This window comes from Sinorhizobium sp., from assembly GCF_059070375.1.
The window spans coordinates 273,696-296,555 of the sequence record NZ_JCACWC010000001.1 but is presented as its reverse complement, the minus strand read 5'-3'; the positions used below and the strand labels follow the sequence as shown (position 1 = coordinate 296,555).

Annotated in this window: 24 protein-coding genes and 1 pseudogene; 9 read left to right on the top strand and 16 right to left on the bottom strand. The window is 62.3% G+C overall.

The genetic code is table 11. The annotated features are described in order from the left end of the window. Positions 1 to 41: 41 nt before the first annotated feature. Positions 42 to 656 carry a response regulator FixJ gene (gene fixJ / locus AC5J09_RS01465; RefSeq protein ID WP_127712309.1) on the bottom strand — a complete coding sequence of 205 codons (615 nt, stop codon included), beginning with the start codon at positions 654 to 656 and terminating at the stop codon, positions 42 to 44. After that, a complete protein-coding gene (gene fixL / locus AC5J09_RS01460; protein WP_494296664.1) occupies positions 649 to 2,166 on the bottom strand; it encodes an oxygen sensor histidine kinase FixL in 1,518 nt (505 codons plus the stop codon). The genes fixJ and fixL overlap by 8 nt, the downstream gene beginning before the upstream one ends. A gap of 232 nt (positions 2,167 to 2,398) precedes the next feature. Between fixL and AC5J09_RS01455 the strand changes: the two genes are divergently transcribed. Continuing rightward, entirely contained in the window at positions 2,399 to 3,223 is an 825-nt protein-coding gene (locus AC5J09_RS01455) for a universal stress protein (RefSeq protein WP_494296663.1), read from the top strand. A 65-nt stretch (positions 3,224 to 3,288) separates the two neighbouring features. On the opposite strand, the gene AC5J09_RS01450 is transcribed toward AC5J09_RS01455, so the two are convergent. From AC5J09_RS01450 to nirK, 6 genes and pseudogenes are all read right to left on the bottom strand, one after another. Beyond that, on the bottom strand, positions 3,289 to 3,456 hold the full coding sequence (locus AC5J09_RS01450; RefSeq protein ID WP_494297045.1) for a hypothetical protein: 168 nt from the start codon (positions 3,454 to 3,456) through the stop codon (positions 3,289 to 3,291). Between the two features lie 107 nt (positions 3,457 to 3,563). Further along, positions 3,564 to 3,665, bottom strand: a pseudogene (locus AC5J09_RS01445) (NapC/NirT family cytochrome c); the annotation flags it as partial. A 144-nt stretch (positions 3,666 to 3,809) separates the two neighbouring features. Then, a complete protein-coding gene (locus tag AC5J09_RS01440; protein ID WP_494296662.1) occupies positions 3,810 to 4,253 on the bottom strand; it encodes a pseudoazurin in 444 nt (147 codons plus the stop codon). A 108-nt stretch (positions 4,254 to 4,361) separates the two neighbouring features. Then, positions 4,362 to 5,057 carry a Crp/Fnr family transcriptional regulator gene (locus tag AC5J09_RS01435; protein WP_324765262.1) on the bottom strand — a complete coding sequence of 232 codons (696 nt, stop codon included), beginning with the start codon at positions 5,055 to 5,057 and terminating at the stop codon, positions 4,362 to 4,364. Positions 5,058 to 5,210: 153 nt separating this feature from the next. Then, on the bottom strand, positions 5,211 to 6,125 hold the full coding sequence (locus AC5J09_RS01430; RefSeq protein ID WP_102763127.1) for an SUMF1/EgtB/PvdO family nonheme iron enzyme: 915 nt from the start codon (positions 6,123 to 6,125) through the stop codon (positions 5,211 to 5,213). A gap of 103 nt (positions 6,126 to 6,228) precedes the next feature. Continuing rightward, on the bottom strand, positions 6,229 to 7,359 hold the full coding sequence (nirK, locus tag AC5J09_RS01425; RefSeq protein ID WP_494296661.1) for a copper-containing nitrite reductase: 1,131 nt from the start codon (positions 7,357 to 7,359) through the stop codon (positions 6,229 to 6,231). Positions 7,360 to 7,604: 245 nt separating this feature from the next. Here nirK and AC5J09_RS01420 point away from each other — a divergent pair, with 245 nt between their 5' ends. The 6 genes from AC5J09_RS01420 (at position 7,605) to hemN (ending at position 13,512) form a co-directional block, all read left to right on the top strand. After that, positions 7,605 to 8,816 carry an NnrS family protein gene (locus AC5J09_RS01420; protein ID WP_494296660.1) on the top strand — a complete coding sequence of 404 codons (1,212 nt, stop codon included), beginning with the start codon at positions 7,605 to 7,607 and terminating at the stop codon, positions 8,814 to 8,816. Between the two features lie 267 nt (positions 8,817 to 9,083). After that, complete coding sequence (locus AC5J09_RS01415) at positions 9,084 to 9,365, top strand: DUF2249 domain-containing protein (RefSeq protein ID WP_494296659.1); 282 nt, start codon at positions 9,084 to 9,086, stop codon at positions 9,363 to 9,365. Between the two features lie 41 nt (positions 9,366 to 9,406). Next, entirely contained in the window at positions 9,407 to 10,765 is a 1,359-nt protein-coding gene (locus AC5J09_RS01410) for a hypothetical protein (RefSeq protein WP_494296658.1), read from the top strand. Positions 10,766 to 10,768: 3 nt separating this feature from the next. Further along, positions 10,769 to 11,299, top strand: a complete 531-nt coding sequence (locus AC5J09_RS01405) for a DUF2249 domain-containing protein (RefSeq protein ID WP_338280775.1) — start codon at positions 10,769 to 10,771, stop codon at positions 11,297 to 11,299. A 4-nt stretch (positions 11,300 to 11,303) separates the two neighbouring features. Continuing rightward, complete coding sequence (locus AC5J09_RS01400) at positions 11,304 to 11,615, top strand: metal-sulfur cluster assembly factor (RefSeq protein ID WP_338280773.1); 312 nt, start codon at positions 11,304 to 11,306, stop codon at positions 11,613 to 11,615. A 544-nt stretch (positions 11,616 to 12,159) separates the two neighbouring features. Then, entirely contained in the window at positions 12,160 to 13,512 is a 1,353-nt protein-coding gene (gene hemN / locus AC5J09_RS01395; protein WP_494296657.1) for an oxygen-independent coproporphyrinogen III oxidase, read from the top strand. A 78-nt stretch (positions 13,513 to 13,590) separates the two neighbouring features. Here hemN and AC5J09_RS01390 read toward each other — a convergent pair whose 3' ends face one another. The 6 genes from AC5J09_RS01390 to AC5J09_RS01365 all read right to left on the bottom strand — a co-directional run bounded on the left by AC5J09_RS01390 (position 13,591) and on the right by AC5J09_RS01365 (position 19,205). After that, positions 13,591 to 15,486, bottom strand: coding sequence for a nitric oxide reductase activation protein NorD (locus AC5J09_RS01390; RefSeq protein WP_494296656.1), 1,896 nt, complete (start codon positions 15,484 to 15,486; stop codon positions 13,591 to 13,593). A gap of 4 nt (positions 15,487 to 15,490) precedes the next feature. Continuing rightward, positions 15,491 to 16,309, bottom strand: a complete 819-nt coding sequence (locus AC5J09_RS01385) for a CbbQ/NirQ/NorQ/GpvN family protein (RefSeq protein WP_338280767.1) — start codon at positions 16,307 to 16,309, stop codon at positions 15,491 to 15,493. Positions 16,310 to 16,371: 62 nt separating this feature from the next. Then, entirely contained in the window at positions 16,372 to 17,718 is a 1,347-nt protein-coding gene (locus AC5J09_RS01380; RefSeq protein WP_324765251.1) for a nitric-oxide reductase large subunit, read from the bottom strand. 24 nt (positions 17,719 to 17,742) lie between these two features. Then, entirely contained in the window at positions 17,743 to 18,195 is a 453-nt protein-coding gene (locus tag AC5J09_RS01375; RefSeq protein WP_102763141.1) for a c-type cytochrome, read from the bottom strand. A gap of 162 nt (positions 18,196 to 18,357) precedes the next feature. Further along, positions 18,358 to 18,648 carry a cytochrome C oxidase subunit IV family protein gene (locus AC5J09_RS01370; RefSeq protein WP_338280764.1) on the bottom strand — a complete coding sequence of 97 codons (291 nt, stop codon included), beginning with the start codon at positions 18,646 to 18,648 and terminating at the stop codon, positions 18,358 to 18,360. Positions 18,649 to 18,653: 5 nt separating this feature from the next. Then, complete coding sequence (locus AC5J09_RS01365; protein WP_494296655.1) at positions 18,654 to 19,205, bottom strand: cytochrome c oxidase subunit 3; 552 nt, start codon at positions 19,203 to 19,205, stop codon at positions 18,654 to 18,656. Between the two features lie 117 nt (positions 19,206 to 19,322). On the opposite strand from AC5J09_RS01365, the gene AC5J09_RS01360 reads away from it, so the two are divergent. Together AC5J09_RS01360 and AC5J09_RS01355 are read left to right on the top strand one after the other, a co-directional pair. After that, positions 19,323 to 19,478: a hypothetical protein gene (locus AC5J09_RS01360; protein WP_011970971.1), complete on the top strand. Its 156-nt coding sequence runs from the start codon at positions 19,323 to 19,325 to the stop codon at positions 19,476 to 19,478. A gap of 429 nt (positions 19,479 to 19,907) precedes the next feature. Beyond that, positions 19,908 to 20,594 carry an NnrU family protein gene (locus tag AC5J09_RS01355; protein ID WP_494296654.1) on the top strand — a complete coding sequence of 229 codons (687 nt, stop codon included), beginning with the start codon at positions 19,908 to 19,910 and terminating at the stop codon, positions 20,592 to 20,594. 126 nt (positions 20,595 to 20,720) lie between these two features. Here AC5J09_RS01355 and AC5J09_RS01350 read toward each other — a convergent pair whose 3' ends face one another. Together AC5J09_RS01350 and AC5J09_RS01345 are read right to left on the bottom strand one after the other, a co-directional pair. Continuing rightward, a complete protein-coding gene (locus AC5J09_RS01350) occupies positions 20,721 to 21,323 on the bottom strand; it encodes a UbiX family flavin prenyltransferase (RefSeq protein WP_494296653.1) in 603 nt (200 codons plus the stop codon). Continuing rightward, on the bottom strand, positions 21,320 to 22,828 hold the full coding sequence (locus AC5J09_RS01345; RefSeq protein WP_494296652.1) for a UbiD family decarboxylase: 1,509 nt from the start codon (positions 22,826 to 22,828) through the stop codon (positions 21,320 to 21,322). The genes AC5J09_RS01350 and AC5J09_RS01345 overlap by 4 nt, the downstream gene beginning before the upstream one ends. Between the last annotated feature and the right edge of the window lie 32 nt (positions 22,829 to 22,860).

The window sequence follows — 22,860 nt, the reverse complement described above, 5'->3', positions numbered from 1 at the left end:
TTGCGGCAACGCACCGCATTGCGCGAGATCAACTCGGCGGATCAGGAAGGGCCGAAACCTGCGGCCAGAGCCATTCGCACAAGATGGGGAAGGCTCTTCGCCTTCATCTTGGCCATCACGTTGGCACGGTGCACCTCGACGGTGCGAGGACTGATGTCCAGATCATAAGCGATCGACTTGTTGGGAAGGCCCGCGACGACTGCCGAGAGCACCTGGCGTTCTCTCTCGCTCAGCGTCTGGAGCCTTGCTCGGATATCGTTGGCTTCATCCGCATCGGCTTCCGAAGCGACCAGATGTTCAGATGCCCTCTCGATTGCCTCGATGATCACGGTATCTTCGAAAGGCTTTTCGATGAAATCCACGGCCCCCGCCTTCATAGCCTCCACCGCCATGGGTACGTCGCCGTGCCCCGTAATTACAATCGAGGGTATATTGATCTTGCGATCCCCGAGATTGCGCAGAAGCTCTACGCCGGACATGTCCGGCATTCTCAGGTCGGTGACGAGAACCCCGTTTCTGACGTCCGGCGCGAAAGCCAGAAAGGCCTCGGCGGATTGATGCATTTTCACGGCGAATCCGTTCATTGTCAGCATGAAGGCCAGCGACTTCCTGACCGGCTCTTCGTCATCAACAATGTGCACGGTGTAATCAGTCATTTGCAACGATCCGTTCATCTACATAGGCGGGAAGCGTAAACCGGAAGGTGGCTCCGCCGGCCGCATTTTTCGAGACTGTCATCTCACCGCCATGCGCCTCGACAATCCGCTTCGAAATGGAAAGCCCGATGCCCATTCCGCTAGCCTTGGTCGTGACGAACGGCTTGAAGAGCTGGCCGGAGATTTCCTCCGGAATACCTCCACCCGTGTCTTCGACAAGGACGGCAACCTCCCCCCCACCGGCCGGCATAGTGCGGATCGTCAGCTCTCGGCGGTCGACGAGGCGCATTGACTCGATCGCGTTGCGCATCAGATTGATGAGGACCTGCTGGACTTGGATACGGTCCACCATTGCCATTTCGGCACCGGGCAAATATTCGAACACGGTTCTGACGCCCTGCTCGCGGGAGCCGACCAGAGCCAGCGCGGCGGCCTCCTCCACCAGTTTGCGGATGTCTTCCGGCGCCTTCTCCGTCTCCCCCTTTGTGACGAACTCCCTGAGATGTTTGATGATCTGGCCGGCCCGCAGCGACTGGCTCGCCACCTCTTCGAGTGCCTCGCGCATTCGTGTAGCTATGGCGTCGTCCATGTCACGCAACAGCCTCGTACAGCCATGCGCATAGTTGGCGATCGCCGAAAGGGGCTGGTTCAGTTCGTGGGCGAGCGTCGAGGCCATCTCGCCCATCTCGTTGAGGCGGGCAAGGCGCGCCAGTTCAGCTTGTATCTGCTCGAGCCTTGCGGCGGACTCCTCCCGCTCCGTCAGGTCTCTGATGAAGCCCGTGAAGAACCTCTCGCCGCCGGACCGCATCTCTCCCACGGCGAGCTTCATCGGAAACGTCGATCCATCCTTCCGCTGCCCGGAGACAACGCGATCGATACCGATGATGCGCTTTTCCCCCGTTCTCATGTAGCGCTGCATATATCCGTCGTGTTCGTGGCGGTAGGGTTCCGGCATCAATATGCGCAGGTTTTGGCCGATAACCTCCTCCTCCGTGTATCCGAACTGCCGCACGGCCGCGGCGTTGAAGGACACGATTGTGCCATCGGTAGCGCTGACCACTGTGGCGTCGGGAACAGTATCCAAAATCGATCTCAGATGAGCGTCGCGGGCCTTTATGACGTTCTCGGTCCGGTCGATGGCGCGTTTTGCCGCCTCAAGCACTTCTCCCAGTGCCACGATCAGAAGCACTGCCGACCCGAAGACCACCAGTTCCACGAGACTCGGACCGTCGGCACTCGTGATCTGCTGATGAAGAACCGCTGCAAAAAGCGACAGCCCGGCCGCAAAGAGGATCGCATTCCGGCCGCCGACCAGCGCCACGACGAGCATGGCAGGGATAAGCGAGAAGAGAAGAAGGCCTTCGCCGATTGGTTCGCCTAGTGTCACGCTGAGGGCGAGAACGCTCGAAGTGACTATCGCGGCGACAACATACGCTGCGACGCCGTGGCCTCTCCACCTGAAGAGCAACCTTCCCAACCGAGTCCTCTCAAAAACGCTCTCTGAATGCATCCCATCATCCATCAAAGGACTATTTACCGCTGCAGTGTCTAGCGTCTTCGGTGTATTTGCACCATGCAGACTCTTCCATAGACCATGCTGGAGTAAACAGCCAACCCGCCGCTTGCTGCGGATCGCTTCAGGACGGAAGTCCATCACGACGCTCTTGACCGTGATCAATGTAGCCGCCGAGACGCAGAGTAGGATCGCTCTGCATTTAAATTGGGTTCGGGAGACCAGATCAATGACGTACAAGACGATCCTCCTCGTCGTTGGTGTCAGCCAATTCGAAGATGACCTGAGAGCAGCGGCAGATCTTTGTGCATCGGAGGGTGCGCACCTCTCGGTTCTCGCTAGCAAGATAGCCACTCTCCCTCCGATGGGAGACCTCTCAGCGATTTCCGACGCCTGGATTGACAGCCGTGACAGTGACATGGAGCAACTGCGCCAAGCGGTCAGAGAAGCTAAGGAGATTCTCGGAAATACCGGGATTTCATTCGATGTGGCTGGGCGATACTCAGAGACGACGCGGCTCGGGCAAGACGTCGGAGAGCGTGCCCGATATGCGGATGTCACCTTGATCGGCACAAGTCTAAGGGTAGATGAGCTCCTGCGGCGGGGAGTCATAGAAGGTGCTCTCTTCTTTTCGGCACGGCCGGTCCTGCTCGCCGCGAATCTCCGATCGGCCACCTTGCAACCGAAGAACGTCCTTCTTGCGTGGAACTCGACCATCGAGTCCACAAGGGCCGCCCGCGAAGCGCTGGACATGATGAGAAATGCCGAGGGGGTGAACCTGGTGCTCGTCGATCCAAAGATCAAGAACGGCAAAGAACCCGGCGCCGATATCGCCACCTATCTTGCACGCCACGGGGTCAAAGTGACAGTCGCCCGGCTTCCGAGTGCCGGCCGCCCGGTCGAAGAGGTACTCGTCCAGTACGCACGCGACACTTCGGCCGACCTGATCGTGATCGGCGCCTACGGGCACTCGCGCATCCGCGAGAGGATATTCGGCGGCGTAACTAAGACGATGATTGACGCACCGATCCTGCCGGTCTTGATGGTTCGATAATCCTTTGTTCTCCCCGTGCCGGGAGGCTTCAGAAGCGCCGCCCAAATGCGTCGGAGCCGGCGGTCTCAATTCGCGAGCGCGGCGCTGTGGGCCTCGTCCAAGACTCGCTTTAGCTCATCGATCGCGGAAGCGGAGGGCAGCGTCTCACCTTCCAGTTCCGGAGGCAGCTTCCATCCGGGGACAACGCCCTGCATGTTGGGCAGTTCGTGAGCGATGCCCTTATGGCAGTCGATGCAGGTCGCCCTGCCCGGCAGCAGTTAGCGCGTATGGATTTCTGCGGCACGCTTAGTCTGCTTGGAAAGGTCATCGCTGCCGACGAATGACAGTTGCGGCACTCGAGGATGTCGTTGGCCTTGAGCCGCGCCCGTTCGTGCTTGGCGAGTTCCAAGCGGTGGTCGAGGAACTTTTCGCGCGTGTTGATGGTCCCGAAGATCTTCCCCACACTTCCTTGGAGGCCTGCATCTTTGCGGGCGATCTTGTCCGTCCATTCATGCGATATCGCTGAAACCAACAATGACAGCACTAAACAGACCCGACGCAGACGGGCTTGTACTGCGCCGGGTTATTAATTGGCGTGCTGCCGATACTATTGGAGAGCAACGGCGAGCGCCGCGTCGAGGCGCTCCCGCGCCTTCTTGGGCAGCTTCACTGCCTTTACCTTTTCGACATTGGCGGGCGCGTCACCGACGACGACTGCCGCGACCATGCCCATGCCGACGTGCGGCGTGCACTTCACGCCGTAGACTCCTGGCACGTCGAAAGTCACCTTGTAGGTCTCGTTCATCTTGCTCTTGAATGCCGAAGCCCCGTCGGGAATCATGTCCTTGATCGTCTCGACATTATGTCCCTTGTCGGTCGAAACAAACGTGACGCTGTCGCCCGGATTTACCTTGACGAATGCCGGCTCGAAGACCATTGCTCCCTCGGAGCCCTTGTTAAGCATGTGGACCTCGAAATCGGCGGCGAATGCTGTGCCGGTGAAGGCGGCAAGAACTGCGGCGACTGCCATGCCCTTTGCGATTATGCGCACTTGAAATTCTCCTTGGTTTCAGAACCCTGTTCGGTTCTTGCTACAAGGAGATAGAATAGAAAGAGCACCTGCTCTTTGATGCTTGTCAAATAGCCATCGGAAATCCGTCTAGTCGCGCCCGCCGTCTGCGAGCGCCGTCAAGCCTGGCAGGTCGCAGACGATGAGCTTTTGCCGCCCGCCCTCGACCAGTCCCTTCTGCTCCCAGGCGCTGAGAATGCGCGACACCGTATGCAGCGTGGTTCCGGTCATTTCAGCTATGTCCTGGCGGGAGATCGGAAAGTCTATGCGGACGCCGCCTTTTTCCTGCTTGCCCGCCTGCCGCGAAAGGCGCAGCACCGCATGGGCGACGCGCCTCTCCACCTCCTGGGTCGACATCTCGCGAATCCGCGTGTGTGCCTCTTCGAGGCGCTGGCCGATCGTCTGCATGGTGCTGACGGCTAGATGCGGATTCTGCTCGACGAATTGCGGCCAGAGATCCGTAGGCCAGGAAAGAGCAAGACTTTCCGTAACGGCCGTAGCAGTACCGGGATAATCCGAACGCTGCAGCGCCTTTGCAAATCCGAAGAGGTCACCCGGATGGACGACGCGCACGATGATCTGCTGACCGTCCTCGGTGACCTGGGTCACCTTCAGCCGCCCGTGCAGGAGCAGGAAAAAGCTTGTGGCTCTCTGACCTTGCTCGAAAACAGCGTCACCTTGGGGCACGCGCCTTGCCGTCGCATGGGCGAGCATCCTGTCCAGATCCGCGTCGCTCATCCTGTCGAACAGGGCAAGCGACCGTACGACACTCCGGTCGATCTTCATTCGATTTTCCTACTGCAGGATTCCTTGGATCGGAACCAACGCGACCATGATCTCACTATCATGGCGGAAGGAGGGAACAAAGCAGAGTATCCGCGGCGCGACAGAACGCGGTTGTCGTGAGTGCTTGAGAAGCACCCTTCAATGCGATGCACCTCAGACGTCGAGGCCCTTCTCGCGAAGCGCCTGCAGCAGGCGTGCATACCAACGGGTATTCTTCACTAGACGGAAGCCGACGTTGTCCGGGGGCGCGCCGACGGCGCAGCCGCCCCCCTTGGGCTTGCGGATAAAGGAACTGAGCGCGGCGCGATGCTTGCCCGTGGCTATGTAGATGCCGCAGGATGAGGTGTCGCTGGTAATGCTTCCTGTGCGGTCGAGCGTGACACGCCTAACGCAGGTCGTCGTCCATTCCCAGACATTGCCGCCAAAGTCGGTGAGGCCCGTCTCGCTTTCGCCGAAATGTCCGAGTCGCTGCGGCTCCGGCTCGCGGGAGGCCTTGCGCGCGGTCTCGCGGTAGTAGTCGGCAATCCACCGCAAGGCTGGATTGGAGCCGTCGTCCTCGACGTCGAGCGCGTCGTCGGGAAAACGGCTGCCGGCCGCAAAGGCGAGCTGCTCGTCAGTCGGCAGCATCCAGATCGTGCCGGTTCGCCGGCTGAGCCAGGCGGCATAAGCTTGCGCATCGTCGAAGCTGACGCCCGTTGCCGGCGTGCTTCCAGGATCTGCGGGTACGTGCTCGGGTTCGGCGGGCGGGCATGCCTGTTCCGCGACGCAGCGCGCGTAGTCTGCGGCGGTTACTTGATATTTCATGATGATGAGCGGCGCGCTCATGCGCACAGTCTCCACCGGCCCGTCGACGGCATAGCCGTTCTTGAAGAACTCCCCGGCTGCACGATACCGGAAATCCCTCGGAGCTACGGTTACGACGGGCGGTTCATCAAGGGCGCTGCCCGACGGAGCGCTGCCCAGCAGCCCTGTCTCAATTGCGAGGATTCCGGCGAGTATCAGAAAGAGCGCGGAGGGTATTGCAAGCGAGATGGGAGCGACTTCTCTGCCTTTTGGAAGTGCGTCCATGGCGGCCTCCTTTCGACTGTCGTTCCTTGCCGGTCTCACCGAGAGATCTGGCGGCGAGTGTGCCGGTCGCTCCGACGCGGGCCATCGGGGCGACCGGCTTCAGTCAGGTACCCGATGGAGCAAGGAGCGAGGTCATCAGGTCGTCGTTCCAATCGCCGGTAACGGCGAAATGAGCGGCAGCGCCGAGCTCGAACGCCTCGATCAGATTGTGGTTGACGTAGGCATAGATTCCGGGCTGCTCAAAGGTGTAGAAGGCAGCGCCCGCCGTGCCGCCGGGTATGAACCAGGTCTCCTGATCGACCTCGGGAGGATTGCGGAACTTGCCGGTCGCCCAGACATAGTCGCCATGGCCGCCGATCAGGTGCGGGCGCGTGTCGCGATTTGCCTGCGAATGGACGATCAAGACTTTCTCGCCGACGGCGGCCTTGAGCGCGTTGTCGCCGGTGAGCGCCCCGACTGCGCCGTTGAAGACAATGTGGGACGGGGTAAGCGTGCGCATCACTTCGAGCGTATCAGCATAGGCTTCCCCGACGCTTTCATACTTCTTGAACTTGCCGTTTGCGTCGCGCGGCACGTAGAAGTCCTGCTCACCGACATAGTAGACCTTGTCATAAGTAAGCGGCTTGCCCTTGCCGTCGGTTAGTCCTTCGCGCGGCAGCACCATGATCGCACCGTTCATCCCCGAAGTGACGTGCCACGGAACCATGCCGGGAGGTGCACAGTGGTAGACGAAGACGCCCGCCTTGGTCGCCTTGAAGCGCAGCACCGTGGTCTCGCCCGGATTCACGACCGTCAGTGCGCCGCCGCCCAGCGCGCCGGTTGCCGAATGGAAGTCGATATTGTGCTGCAGCGTGTTCGTGTCCGCGTTGATGAGCGTCAGCTCGACATAGTCGTCCTGGTGCACGACCATCAGCGGACCGGGAACCGAACCGTTGAAGGTCATGGCATGGAGCTCAGTACCCTGCTCGTCGATGACGATCTTCTTCTCCTCGATCATCAGCGTGAACTCGACGACCTTCGGGCCGCCTTCGGCCTTTTGCGTATGGGCGTGGACAAAGGGCGGTTTGACGAGATCTACCTTGACGCGCGGCAGCGACGCGACGCCGAGGGAGGCCACCTTGGCTACCGCCTCTTCCGCATGGGCCGATACGGAGCCAACCAGCGGCGTCAGTGCGCCCGCGATCGCGGCGCCGGCCAGCATGCTGCGACGTGTCATCTGGAACTGCTCAGACATGGAACCTCTCCTTGAGAAGACGGAGCGAATATCGCCCGGTCATGCTCATTCTAGGGTGGTGGCGGGCAGGCTCTTTGAGGTGGAGCAAACAGGCAAATTGCCCTGGTGCGACATTTTGGTCAGCAGGGCTACAACTCCGTACGGCGTGGCCGCCGGTACCCAGCTGCCATGTCTTTGCCAATTGTCAAAGAAGACATTGCTCAACTCCGGTAGTCAGAGGCGACCCAGACATTAGGAGTTGAATCATGAATGGATCAAAGGTGGCCAAGCGGGAAGGCTACGTGCCGCGGGGCCTCGCCCGCACGGGCCCGGTGCTCTTTTCATACGGATTCAGACCCTTCTTTCTCGGCGCCGCTGTTTGGGCGGTCGTCGCTATGACCCTCTGGATCGCGGCCCTGGCAGGTCATCTCGAAATCGCCGGAGGGTATGGGCCTCACGCCTGGCATGCGCACGAGATGCTGTTTGGCTTCGCCCCGGCTGTCCTTGCCGGCTTCTTGCTGACCGCGGTACCGAACTGGACAGGCCGCCTCCCCGTCTCCGGCTGGCCGCTCGCCGGGCTGTTCGCGCTGTGGCTGGCGGGACGCGCGGCGCTGCTGTCCCCGGATGTGATCGGCATCCCGCCCGCAGCGGCGATAGACTGCCTCTTCCTACCCGCGCTGCTCTTGATCTGCGCCCGCGAGGTAATCGCCGGCCGCAAGTGGAAGGATTTGAAGGTGTTGGGCGGTCTTCTCGCGTTGTCGCTTGCCAATGCCTGCTTTCATTTCGCCGTGGTCACGGGAGACCATGTCCATATCGCGATGCGCCTCGGCATTTCCGCCTATGTGGTACTCGTCACCATCATCGGCGGTCGGATCTTGCCGAGTTTCACCCGCAACTGGTTGAATCGTGCCGGCCGGACCGAATTTCCGGTTCCCTACAACCACTTCGACACAGGCGCCATTCTCGCAGGCATCGCAGCGCTTGGCGCATGGACGCTTGTTCCCGACCATCAGCTCACGGCGGTGGCGGCTTTTGCCGCCGCACTGCTGCACACCGTCCGGCTCGCCCGCTGGCGCGGTTGGCGCACCTGGCCGGAAATGCTGCTCGTCATACTGCACGTCGCCTATGCCTTCGTTCCCCTGGGCTTCGCCGCAATCGGCATGGGCGCGCTTGGCTTCGTCGAAGAACGTTCGGTCATGCATGTGCTCACGGTGGGGGCCATCGCCGCGATGATGCTAGCAGTCATGACCCGCGCGAGCCGCGGCCACACGGGCTATCCGCTTACCGCATCGCGATTGACGGCCGCCTCATATGCCGCGATCGTCGTTTCGGCACTGTTGCGCCCGCTGGCTGAAATACTTCCCGTCGTCGCAGCGGGTCTCTATGCTGTCTCCGGAAGCGCGTGGATCATGGCCTTCGCGCTGTTCTGCGTCGAATACGGGCCAATTCTCGTGCGCAAGCGCCGTGCGTTGCGGTAGAGCACCCTCACAACCGAAGCGACGAAAAATCAGGAACTCGACCGCCTGGACAACAGGCGCCTTATCGAGGGCGAATGGCACGCCAAGCAGCCCGTCGGTGAACTCGCGAAAGTGCGGAGAGCGTTTTGCAACTAAAGAGAATTAGATTTGTTTGCTCGCCGTCAAAGTGAGACGGCGCTCTCAGGGATAGGGTCCGACTTCCGATCTGGTTCCAGCCGCTGCCGTATCGGAATGCACGAGGGGCGGCCAACAGAGAAGTCCAAGACAATGACGCAAACACCAGCGAAACCATCCATCGACGTCCGCACCGTTCCCCCGCGCGAGCGTCATCCGCGCATCTTCGGAATGCTCGAAACGCTCCCGGCTGGCAGCTCTATGTTGATCACCAGCGACCACGATCCGCGGCCGCTCCACTACAAGTTGGAAACGACTTTCCCAGGCGAATTCGGCTGGGATTATCTGGAAGAAGGGCCGGCAGTCTGGCGCGTCGAGATCGCCCGTCTTGAAAACGGCTCCGGCTGCGAATGCTGCTGCTACTCGGATCATTGATCCGGCCCCGCAGGTAACAATTACCGAGCATGGTGATTTAAATGCCAGCAGTCACGCTTTCCCCATGGACGATGTCCTATTTCGCCGCTGCCTGCCTCTTTCTGATGGTCGGGCAGGGCGTGATGGCAGCGGGCTATGGCCATCCGTTCGCCGCCGTCGAAGCACCCGCGACGTTGGCGCTTGTGCACGTCGTCGTCATCGGCTGGCTGGGCCTCCTGATGACGGGGGCTCTGCTCCAGTTCGTGCCGGTGCTGGTTGCGGCGCCGCTTCGCGGGAGGCGGCTGGCTCTCCCGGCTCTGATGCTCCTTATTCCCGGACTTCTTCTGCTCCTCGGCGGCTTTGCTGCACTTGGCGGGGCGGAAGGGGTATCGCCGGCCATGTTGCCGTCCGGCGCGCTCCTACTGGCGATGGGCTTCGGTCTCGTCATCATCATGCTCGCGGCGACGCTACTTTCGGCGCGACCGCTGCCGCTTCCCGCTCGCTTCGTCGCTGTGGGTCTCGGCGCGCTGATCGTCGCGGTTCTTGCCGGCGGCGCCTTCACGCTCGTCTTAACTGGCGCCGTCACGAGTGCTGCGGCGATCGCGCTTCTCCTCAAGGGAGTGCCGCTTCACGCGGCGCTTGGCCTTGCAGGCTGGCTGACCTTCACCGCGATCGGCGTCAGCTATAGGCTGCTGCCGATGTTCATGCTTGCGCCGGATGACACGCGGGCCACAGGCAGGATCGTCTGGTGGACGGGCGCCGCTGCCCTGGCGATCGTCGTTGCCAGCATCGTCTCCATTGCAGTGAATAGCGAAGCCGTGGAAGGGGCGAAGAGCACCGCAGCATTTCTGGCCGTCTTCGCCACCGTTCTCTACGCGGCCGACGTCTTGCGCCTGCTTCGCGAGCGCCGCCGCAAAACCGTGGAACTAAACATCCGCGCGAGCTATGCGGCCTTTGCTGCTCTTTTCGCTTCCGTGGTCATGTTCGCCGTGCCAACCACACGGGTCGCGGCAGGTGAAGACGCAGCGGCGCTCGTCTACCTCTTCGTCTTTGGCTGGTTGACCGGCCTTGGCCTCGCGCAGCTCTACAAGATTGTTCCGTTTTTGACATGGCTCGAATGCTATGGCCCCGTTCTCGGGCGGGTCGCAGTACCGCGTGTTCAGGACTTGGTCGAGGAGAAGCGCGCAAGCCTCTGGTTTTTCGTCTACTACTTGGCCGTGATTGCGGCAACGCTTTCGCTTTTTGCCGAAAGGCCGGCGGCTTTCCGCGTCGCCACGCTAGCGCAACTCTGCGCGACGATCGGCCTGATGGTGGAACTCGTCCGCGCCCGTCTGCTTTGCTCCGTCGCGGCGCCGCTGCGCCTTCCCGCGGGCGCGCTGAGGCCACATCTCTTCCTCCCGATCTCTCGACCACAGGAGTAATCGATGACTATCGAGACCCAGAACCCAGCACCAAGAGAATTCGACGTCCGACCCATATTGAGGAGCGGCGGCGAGCCGTTCCAAGCGATCATGGAGGCGGTGAACGAGTTGAGAACGGGCCAAGCGTTACGGCTGCTTGCTCCCTTTCGTCCGCAGCCGCTGTTCAAAGTGATGGAGGGCCGCGGCTTTAGCCACGAGGCACAGGAGATACAAGGCGGCGACTGGGAAGTCTTGTTCACGCCAAAGGCAGCGGGAGCCCCCGTCGAGGTCTCTGCAGATGCCGACGATCCGGACTCCTGGCCCGATCCCGTCGAAAACCTCGACCTGACCGAGCTCGACCCCCCGGAACCCATGGTCCGCATCCTCGCGGCTGCAGAGCAGCTGCGGCCGGGCGAGGTGCTGTTCGCGCTACTTTCCCGCGAACCGATCTTCCTCTTCCCGGAGCTCTCCAAGCGGGGGCACCAGTGGGCGGGTAATTTCGACGAAACACGAACCACCTTCCGCATCTTTGTCCGCGTCGGTGATAAGGGCTGAAGCCATGATCGAACCGGAAAACGCGACGATCTGCGATTCAATCCGCGATGCACTGCGCATGATCATCGACCCTGAGCTTGGCCGCAATATAGTCGATCTCGGACTTATCTATGATGTATCCGTCGAGGATGGCGGCGTCGTCCATGTGACGATGACCACGACCACGAAGGGCTGTCCGGCAAGCGAATATCTGAAAGAGGCAGTGCGCAACTGCGTCTGGTATTTACCGGGTGTTGAGTATGCAGAGGTTCGGCTGACCTACGAGCCGGCCTGGACCCCGGATATGATGGCCGGCAGACACGGTTGGCTCCGCTAACCCCACGGCCTGGGCTCGCAGTCATAGTTGAATGCGCCCAATCCCCATGGATTGGCTGGATCACGCGAGCTCTCGTCCATGTCTTTGACATTCAAAGAGAACGGTCCGCCCGCGCCGAGTACTAGATAACAAGCCCCTATGAGATCGCGGCTGCTGTGAGTTTCCTCTCGCTCAGGCACAAGTACTTTGCCCGAGAAGGTCCTTCTTGCTTTCGTGCGACGCCCTTCGCGACCGCGTTTGCTATGCCGCCCGCACCGCGGCCGAATAGACGCGGCGCAGTCCTCGAAGGTGCGAATGGCAGGTTAGGATTGCGCATGTAAATCCGGATGGCCGAAGTCTCCCCTGCCTGAGAAGATCATCAAACGACCGACGGGGATTGCCGGACAAATGGTCGTCGCCTGGGTGATCACGACACTCGCTCCCGCGCTGATTGCGGCTTCCATAGATGCAGTCGACATCCTTTGACATTGCTCAAAGAGGCCGCCCCGGTCCGCCGCTAGAATGGCACCCGATCAAGGTTCCACCCTCACCAGAAGGACTCTCCATGCAACCGGCTCTTGTCGCAAAATATGGCGAGGCACGCCTGCCCCGTTACACGAGCTATCCGACGGCACCCCGTTTTTCGCCCGCCGTCGGCGCCAGCACCTATGCCGACTGGCTCGCAGCCATCGCTCCGGGGAAGCCGGCGTCGCTCTACCTGCACATCCCCTTCTGTCGATCGATGTGCTGGTACTGCGGCTGCCACACGACGATCACACAGCGCGACCAGCCGATCCTCGACTACCTCGACATGCTTCGAGAGGAGGTTCGTCTAGTCTCGGCAATCACGTGTTCGCCGCTCAGCATCGACCACGTGCATTTCGGCGGGGGCACGCCGACTATCGTGCAGCCGGAGGAATTCCGTGCACTGATAACACTGCTGCGCGAGCATTTCGAGTTCGGGAGCACCGCGGAAATCGCCGTGGAAATCGACCCGCGAACGCTCGAGCACGAAATGGCTACGGCCCTCGGCGAAGCCGGTGTCCGTAGGGCGAGCCTCGGGGTGCAGAGCTTCGATCCGGTGGTACAGAAGGCGATCAACCGGATCCAGAGCGAGGAGCAGACGATGGACGCCGTTTCGCACCTGCGTCAGTCCGGCGTCAACAGCATCAATTTCGATCTCATCTACGGCCTGCCGCACCAGACTGTCGAATCCTGCATCGCGACCGCCGAGGCGGCGATCCGGATGGGACCCGAGCGCTTCGCAGTCTTCGGATACGCCCACATCCCCACGTTCAAGAAGCACCAGAAGCTGATCGACGAGCAGGCGCTTGCTGATGCGGAGGGCCGCGTCGCCCAGGCCGAGGCCATAGCGGCGACACTTGCCGCCGCCGGCTACCGCCGCATCGGGCTCGATCATTTCGCCCTCGCGGACGACAGCCTGGCGATCGCGCAGGCAAGCGGTCGATTGCACCGAAATTTCCAGGGTTACACGACCGATGCCTGCGAGACTCTCATCGGCCTCGGTGCGTCGGCGATCGGGCGGATGGACGACGGCTATGTGCAGAACGAGGTGCCGCCGGGCCTGTACGCGCAACACATTGCCTCGGGTCGGCTTGCAACGGTGAAAGGCTACCGGATGACGCGGGAGGATAGGTTGCGGGCAAGCATCATCGAGCGGCTGATGTGCGACTTCGGCGTCGATGTTCCCGCTCTCGCCACCGCGCACGGCTTCGATCCGGAGATGCTGCTCCGCGGCAATACCAGGCTCGCAATGCTGCAAAGTGACGGCATCCTTGATATCGCCGACGGCGTCATACGGCTGCGCGAAGGGGGACGCTTCCTTATCCGTGCCGCCGCTGCAGCCTTCGACGCCTATATCGATCAACCGGGACGGACCCATAGCAAGGCGGCGTGAAGGCCGCCTCAAGCTGAGAACAGAGAGGCCCGGCATGTACGCGCATGCCGGGCCTTCCGTCTCGCGGCCTGCCCCCGCCTATCTTACAAGGCCGCGATAGATCGCCGGCAGGGCTGCAGGCAGCCTGCTGATGTTACTGACGACTGCGTAGCCGTTCTGACCGAATATGACCGGCAGATAGGATCTCGCCTCGCGATCCACTGTCACCCCGAAGACGCTGATGCCCGAGCGGCGCGCTTCGCCGACTGCGCGGCGGCTGTCCTCTAGCGCGAAACGTCCCTCGTAGTGGTCGACATCGTTGGGCTTGCCGTCGGTCAGGACGATGAGGAGCTTGCGGCGATTCGGCCGTTCGATAAGCCCCGCTGCAGCGTGGCGGATGGCCGCGCCCATGCGGGTGTAGTAGCCGGGTTTCAGCGCCGCGATGCGCGCCTCGATCGTCGCGCTCATCACCTCGTCGAAGGCCTTCACGGTCTCCATCCGCACCCAATCCCGCCGTCGGGACGTGAAGGTGAGGATTTCATGGGCGTCGCCACAGGCCGAAAGCCCATGCGCCAGCACCTGAAGCGCCTGCTTCTCGACATCGAGGACGCGAAGATCGTCGAACCAGGCGTCGGTCGAGAGCGACACGTCTACGAGGATCGTCACCGCAAGGTCATGCTCCTGGGGGCGGCTCATCATGTGGATGCGGTCGCTGCCCTGCCCTCCGGCCCTTATGTCTGTGCGAGTCCGGACAACCGCGTCGAGATCGAGATCGGCGCCGTCGATCTGCGCCCTCAACATCTCGTGTCGCGGCCGCAACACCTCGAACTGACGACGCACACGCCGGATCAGGCTCTTCGTCGTCGGATCCGCTTCTCCCGGCAGGCCTTCCGCTGAGGCGGGCGCCGCAAGCACCCGGCAATGATCCTTAAGGTAGCCGCCGCTGCGATAGTCCCATTCGGGATAGGTGACTTCCGCCATGAGCGGCGTGCGGTCCAGCGCTTCCGGGGGAAGGTCGAGGTCGAAGCGAAAGCGAGCGGCCGGGCGCCCGTTGCGTTCGCCGAGTGTCATGTCGTCGAGCTCGTCGGCGGCGCTGGCGTCGTGGTCGTCGCTGTCGTCCGCCGGACGATCGACATTGACCATTTCGGCCATGGCGAGGATCTTTTCGAAGCGGTTGAGGATGAACGGGCTCCGCTCGGACTGGCGCTGTGCCTCGCGTGTCGCCACATGGCGCGTCGTCTCCGGCCCTCCTGCTCTGTCGCCACCGCGAGCGGGCTCGTCTTCGCCGTGTCGCCGCTCCGTCTCTTCACGCAGGAGCGCGTCGGGCCAGAGCGGCACTGGAAGCATTGGCAGGTAGCCGGGTGGGGCATTCCGGGGAAAGATGACCGGCGGCACGTCGTCATTCAGGCCGGCGCCGTCTCTCAGCATGTAGAGTATCCGGTTTTCGACATGCTGCTCGACCGAAGGAAGCGAGCGCCGCTGTCGGACCTTGAGCACCGCCCTGCAGAGACGACGATAGCGTTGGCGCATTGCGGGATAGGTGGCGAGCACCGACCTTACCGTTTCACCGGCACGCGAAAGGAGTGCCAGATCGCGCGATAGCGGGTCGGCGGCGCCGACGGGCTTGAGCGGCATGACGGCCATCATCGCCGCCAGCCAGAAATACAGGTCGCGGTTGAGACGCCGCAGGGGAAAGAGATCGACCTCTGCCGGCAGCATCAGCGTCGCATGGTCGCGCGCCGGCTGGACGAGCTTCTCCTCGCCAAGGCCCATGCGCTGGCGCAAGCGCAGCCGGTGCGCGGAGGTACGGCCGCGGGCGGGTGCGATCTGCACCGCCCGCTCGCCGCCAAGACCGCGGAAGTACACGGCGAGCACGGCCTGGACCTCATCGAGCCGGACCACCTCGTCCGGGAAGCGCGGCCAGGTCCGCGTATTGCCGATCAAGCGGTGCCAGGCGCGGCCGACCGTTTCTTCGAGTTCGAGGAAGTCCAGCATTTTCTTATCCCTGGCGGACGACCGCGTCCGCGATCTCTATGAGCGCGGCCTTGACGTCCGGCTCGTCGGTGAGCGGTTCGATCATCGTCGCCAAAACGGCGTCGCGCACCGACACTCCGTTTTCGACAAGGCTGGCGCAATAGACGAGCAGGCGCGTCGAGACACCCTCCTCGAGATCATGCCCCTTGAGACCCCGTAGCCGATGCGCGAGATCGACAAGCTGCGCGACCCGGCTCTCGTCGAGCCCGCTCTCTTCGGAAACGACGGCAATCTCGCTCGCCCTCGGCAGGAAGTCGAACTCGATGGCAACGAAGCGCTGCCGCGTGCTCGGCTTGAGGGCCTTGAGCAGGTTCTGGTAGCCGGGATTGTAGGAGACCACCAGCATGAAGCCGGGGGGCGCCTCCAGGAGCTCGCCGGTGCGTTCGAGGGGCAGGATGCGCCGGTCGTCGGTGAGCGGATGCAGCACCACCGCGACATCCTTGCGGGCCTCGACGATCTCATCGAGGTAGCAGATGCCGCCCTCGCGCACGGCCCTGGTCAGGGGGCCGTCGACCCAGACGGTGTCGCCTCCTTTGAGGAGATAGCGGCCAGTCAGGTCTGCGGCGGCGAGATCGTCGTGACACGACACGGTCGAAAGCGGCAGCCCGAGCTTCGACGCCATATGGGCTACGAAGCGCGTCTTTCCGCAACCGGTCGGGCCCTTCAGCAGGAGCGGAAGCTGGCGCGTCCAGGCGCTTTCAAAGAGCTCGCATTCCCGGCCTGACGGGGAATAGGCCGGGATAGCCGAGTCAGGAATGGGCGGAGTCTTGAGGGCGATGTTCATGAACAATCTCCGAGTTCTAACTTCAAACGAGGCGGCCGGCCAAGTGGGCCGGCCATTTCCCTTCATTCGGCGGGTTGGACGGCTTGGTTGAGGGCCGCGCTGGCGCTCCTGCCGGGCACAAGGACTGCCCAGAAGAACATCAACGCCGAGATGAGTACGACCACGCCGGATCCGAGGCGGATCCAGTAGAAGAGGGCCAGTTGCTCCTGCACGGCCATGAAGCTCTCGCCGAGGACCCGCTGCAGGTGGACCTGGACGACGCCGGCGAAGGTGAGCGCGAAGGTCATGACGGACATGGCGCTGCACATGGCCCAGAAGCTGGCGATCGACAGCCACTGGTTATAGGGCGCCCGTCCCTTGATCTCCGGGATGGCATAGGCCATCACGGCGAGGTTGAGCATCACATAGGCGCCGAAGAAGGCGAGATGCCCGTGCGCAGCGGTGACCTGGGTACCATGGGTGTAATAGTTGACCGACGAAAGCGTGTGCAGGAAGCCCCAGACGCCGGCTCCGAAGAAGGCCATCACCGAGCAGCCGATCGACCACAGGAGCGCGGCCTTGTTCGGATGCTTGCGGCCGGCCTTCCAGGTCATGACGAAGGTGAAGGCCACCATGGTGAAGAAAGGGGCGACCTCGAGCGTGGAGAAGAGCGAGCCGATCCACTGCCAGTAGCCCGGTGCGCCGATCCAGTAATAATGGTGGCCGGTACCGAGGATGCCGGAGAAGAGCGCCAGGCCGACGATGACATAGAGCCACTTTTCGACGACCTCGCGGTCGATGCCGTTGAGCTTGATCATCAGGAAGGCCAGAACCGAGGCCATGATCAGTTCCCAGACGCCTTCGACCCACAGATGGACGACGTACCACCAGTACATCTTGTCGAGCGCGAGATTGACCGGATTGTAGAAGGCGAAGAGGAAGAAGATCGCCACGCCCCAGAGGCCGAAGATCAGGATGTTCGTAACCGTGGTCTTGCGACCCTTCAGTACGGTCAGGGTGATGTTGAAGAGAAACATCAGGGCCACGACGACGATGCCGACCTTGATCGCGAAGGGCTGCTCAAGAAATTCGCGGCCTTCGTGGATATGGAGGAGATACCCGACGACCGCAACGGCCGCGGCCACCAGGAAGATCCAGAACTGTGCGACCGCGATCTTGGGACTATAGAGCTCCGTCTCCGCCTCTTCCGGGAGCAGGTAATAGGTGGCGCCCATGAAACCCATCAGCAGCCAGACGATCAGCGCGTTGGTGTGCACCATGCGGACGATGTTGAACGGCAGCAGTTCGGAGAGCGTGTTGGGAAGCACATAGATGGTGCCGGCGAGCACACCGAAGAGGATCTGGGCGAGAAACAGGCCGAGCGCACCGTAGAAATACAGCATCGCGACCTTTTGGGTTTGATATTTCATGTCTTTTCTCCTTGTCCCGTCGTCTCAGCCGGCCTCGTTCGGGGGCCACTTCTGCGTCTTGATGCGGCTCGTCCATTCGAGGAAATCGGCAAGGTCGTTCAGTTCCTGCTCGGTGAGATCGAACTGCGGCATCTGCCGCCGCCCCTCGGCGCCGGAGGGCTGCGCCGCCATCCAGGATTTGAGCGTCTCGCGCGCGCCTTCCGGGTCGGACTCGCCGCCCCACCGCTTCCAGACATTGCCGAGCTCCGGCGCGAAATAGGCGCCTTCGCCGAGGAGAGTGTGGCAGTTGATGCAGGAGTTCTTCTCCCAGACGTGCTTGCCGCGCGCCACGGAGTCGGTCAGCGTCGACTCGTCGGTGGATACGGTTCTCATGTAGTAGTGGCTGTGGGCCGTCAGGCCGACAAAGATCGCGAAGAAGAAGATGGAGCCGCCGTAGAAGACGTTGCGTGCCCCTGTCTTGGTAAGGCGTTCTGCCATCCCGTGGTCCTTTCAATTCCCGCAGGCCGCATTGCGCGGGCCGGCCTGAGCAATTCCCGCCGGTCGGCCGCGGATCCCTCCGCCCACCGGTAAACGCGATCTCTTCTAAGGTCTGCGCGCCGGCGTTCTTTGCGTTTCGGCAAACAAGTGACGAAGAGCCCTTCAACCGACGGGCGAGACGGTCGCGATGAGCGCTTTTGCCGCAGCCGCGAGCGCAAAGAAGAACGGCCAGGCGATAAGGCCGACCTGCAAGACCCGCGGTCCCGAACGCAAGCCTAGAAAGTCCAGCACGACGAGACGGGCTTTCAACAACGCGAGCGTCAGCAAGGCGAGCGTGACCACCAGCGGAGCTGCGGGATCCCGGGCCTTGAGGGAGAGCAGCATGCCGGCGAGAACCATCAGGACAAGGACCATCCAGGTCTTCTGCAACTGTCGGGGGTCGTGGTCGGTCATGGTGCTCAAACCAGATAGAGAATGGGGAACATGACGATCCAGACGAGATCGATCACATGCCAGAGGGTGGTAACGAGGTCGACATTGGCGCGGCGCGGCTTCCAGGCGACGACGAGCAGCACGATGGCGACGAAGCCGACATGGACGAGATGAAAGCCGGTCAGGAGGAAATAGAGTTCAAAGAATGAGTGAGACGCGACCTCGCCAGCAAAACGGATCTCCGTGCCGTACTCGTAGATCTTGATGGCAACGAAGGCGAAGCCGAGAAGCGCCGCCAGCACAAGTGCCCGGCGCCGCCTGGCGACTGACGCGCCCTTTCCTGCCGCAACCGCCGCCTGCCAGCCGCTCGTCAGCAGGACGAGCGTGTTGAAGGCGGCTATAGCCGGTTTGAGGTGCAGCCGTGCGACGGCGAAATCGTCGGCAGCAATCAGCGAGGCGACCAGGAAGGCGGCGATAAGGATCCCGAAGGCGGCGAGCTCGCTCCAGATCAGGACCCAGAGGATGAACGTATCGGCTTCCTCTTCGTCGGCCGCGCCGGCCGTCATCACGTTTTCCATGCCGCATCTCCGCATCGGTTGCCGAAGCGGAATAGGAGAAAGGAGCGCCCGGTTCTTTGCTCTCGATCAAAGACCGGTCCGGCCGACCCGCTATGTTCCGACGAAAAGGAGATCACCATGTCTGATGCGCAGATCGGCCTCTCGGTAGCCACCCCGATCATCATCATCTTCGCGCTCGTGCTCTATCGCATGGGTGTCCTGCAACGGACTGGAACGGCCGCCGCCGTGCTGGCGTCGCTCGCCTGCGCCGCCGTGCTGTTCATTGAACGCTGAATGCGGGACAAACAACGTGGTTATCTCATCTCCGCTCCATCGACTTGAGGCGAAGTATGGCGAGTTGCTCGCGCTTTGCGATGCGGTCGAGTCCATCATCGATTCGCTTGGGGGCCCCATGGACCGGGACCTCTGCATAGCGACCGCGGCAAAGATCCGGTCATTGAGCCTTGGACAAACGTCCAATGAGCCGCAGCCTTTGCCGCTTGATGTACGTACGACCCGTGCGGGTCGAGCAGTCGCCTTAGACGGTAGCCACGTCGCAGACACGCTCCGATCGGCAGCATCAGATCGATGCGCAGTTTCTTGGGAGACAGTCGCTTTGATGCTACACGCTTTCCTCGAGGGGCTCCGCCACCATGTTGCAGCGGAACAGGCAATCATCGCCGCGATAAAGCGGTCGAATACAGCGCACTGAGGAAGACGACTATGGCCGAGTTCCTTCTGGCACTGTTTGTCTTTCTCATCCTTCACTCAGTTCCGGCGATCCCCGCCATCCGCGAGCGGCTGTTAATCCTGCTCGGCAGGGCGGCCTATTTCTCGATCTATTCGCTCGCTTCCATACTCGCACTCGCTTGGGTGCTCTACGCGGCGCTTGATGTCGACTATATCCCGCTCTGGCAGCCTGCGGCTTGGCAGGCTTGGGTGACCTTGATTGCCGCTCCAGTCGGCGTGTTTCTCGTGCTTGCCGGTCTCTTCAGTAGCAATCCGCTATCGGTCTCGATCCGCCAAGGACAGAGAGCGGGCTCAATCGTCTCGGTTACTCGCCATCCGGTTCTCTGGGGGTTCGCCATCTGGGCGATCGGCCATCTCGTCGCCAACGGCGACGTGCGCTCGCTGATCCTCTTCGGCGGCTTTGCGCTTTTTGCTCTCGGCACCATACCTATGATCGAAAAGCGCGCCCGGCGCCGACTTGGAGATCAATGGCAGCACCAGTCTGCGAAGACCTCCATTCTGCCGTTCGTCGCCCTCTTCTCCGGGCGCACCCTTTTGTCCGGCGACACGCCAATCGCCATCGCCACCGCGGCAACGGCAGTATTGACCCTATGGCTGCTTGCCGGAGGCCATGCCGCCCTGTTCTATGCCGACCCTCTCCTCCTCGCGACGGCACAATAGTTAGCCATGCCTCAGTCCATCTCACTGGCCTCCCGACCCGAACTTCGGACGTAGCGGCTTCAACCGTCTTGCTTGGCTTCATGCAGCTCGCCACCAGCGGTAATGCAGCGCTTGTCCACCCGGAACCTATCTCGCCGCAGTGTGCTGACGGTGGGACTGCGGATCCCATTCGGTTGCAAGTGGCTCCCCCGGCAGGCCGACCAGATCGATCGCGCGCGCTGCAAGATGGTCGATGATCTCTTCGACGCTTTGCGGCCGTTGATAGAAGGCCGGCACCGGCGGCATCACGACCGCTCCCATTTCGGTAACTGCCGTCATGTTGCGCAGGTGACCGAGATGCAGCGGCGTCTCGCGGGTCATCAGCACGAGCCTTCGCCGCTCCTTGAGGTGCACGTCCGCCGCTCGCACGATGAGATTGTCCGCAAGACCGGCAGCGATCGCCGCCAGAGTCCGCATCGAACAGGGAACGACAATCATACCGGCAGTCCTAAACGAGCCGCTAGCCGTTGCCGCTCCGATGTCCCGTATTTGATAGCTACGATCAGCGATCGTCAGCAATTGATGCAGCGCGTGCGGGCCGACCTCGTGGAGCAGCGTGCGCCTTGCGGGATCCGAGACGATCAGATGCGTCTCGACGGAAGGGATTTCCGCAAGGCGCTGGACGACCCGGAGCGCCAGCGCGGCACCCGATGCCCCCGAGACGCCGACCACGACATGTTTCTTACTCATGGCGTTGCTCCCAGGCCCAGTTCAGTCCAAACTTGATCGACCTTCCCGACAACTTCCGCCGGCATCTCAAGCACGCGTCCCCATTCGCGGGCTGTCTCCGGCTCGAGCTTGCGCGTCGCGTCGAGCCCGAGCTTGCCACCGAGCCCCGGCTTCGGAGACGCGAAATCGAGGTAGTCGATCGGCGTGTCGTGGAGGATGGTCACGTCGCGGCTGGCGTCGAACCGGGTCGACAGCGCCCAGATGACGTCGCTCCAGTTCCTGACGTGGATATCGGGGTCGACCGCGACGATGAGCTTCGTATAGTTGAACTGCGGCAGCATCGACCAGAGCCCCATCATGATACGCTTCGCCTGACCGGGGTAGCGCTTGTCGATGGAGACGACCATCGCACGATACGAGCAGGCCTCCGGAGGCAGGTAAAGATCGACGATCTCCGGGAACTGCCGCTTCACCAGCGGTAGGAAGAGCTCCATCATAGCCTCGCCGAGCTTCGACGGCTCGTCGGGCGGGCGGCCGGTAAAGGTCGAGAGATAGAATGGCCTGCGGCGCATTGTGATCGCCGACAACGACATTACCGGAAACCGTTCGACGGAGTTGTAGTATCCCGTGTGATCGCCATAGGGACCCTCCTCGGCGGTGTCGTCTGCCGCGACGACCCCCTCGAGGACGATCTCGGCATTGGCCGGAACAGACAGCGGTACCGTGACCGCCGCCGCGACCGCTGGCCGCTCCGCCTTCAGCAGCCCGGCGAAGGCAAGCTCGCTCATGCCTTCCGGCAGCGGCATCACCGCGGCGAGGATCGTTGCCGGGTCGGCGCCGATGGCGACCGCCACCGGCATGGCTTCGCCGCGCTGTTGCCACATGCGATGGTGTCGAGCGCCGCCGCGATGCGCGAGCCAGCGCAGGATGAGCCGGTTCGGTCCGAGCACCTGCATGCGATAGATGCCGACATTGATGTCGCTCGGATCGTCCGGCGCACGGGTGATCACCAGTGGCCAGGTGACGAGCGGCGCCGGCTCTCCCGGCCAGCACCATTGGATCGGCAGCCGCGAAAGGTCGGCCTCCGCGCCGCGCCACACCGTTTCCTGCGCCGGCGGTCGCGCGACGGTTCGCGGCCGCATCGCAAGCGCGGCCTTCAGCAGGGGCAGCTTTCCCCAGGCGTCCGACAGCGACCGCGGCGATCTCGGTTCCCGCAGTTCCGCCAGCATTTCCGCAAGGCCCGGAAGACCCCCTGCGGGCAGCCCGAAACCCCACTCTATCCGCTCGATCGTACCGAACAGATTGGCGAGCAGCGGAATGTCGCAAATGCGGCCGGAAGCGTCGACCGGCTTCTCGAACAGCAGGGCTGGCCCGTCCGCGAGGAGCACTCGCCGGTGGATTTCCGTGACCTCATGCACGAGCGAAACGGGCCGCGATATACGGCGCAAGCGGCCACGCCGCTCGAGCATGGCGGCAAAGTCCTGGAGGTCGCAAAAGCGGCGGATGACTTGATCGCTGCGATACATGCGAGGTGTCTCGCCCGCGAAAACCCTTCTGT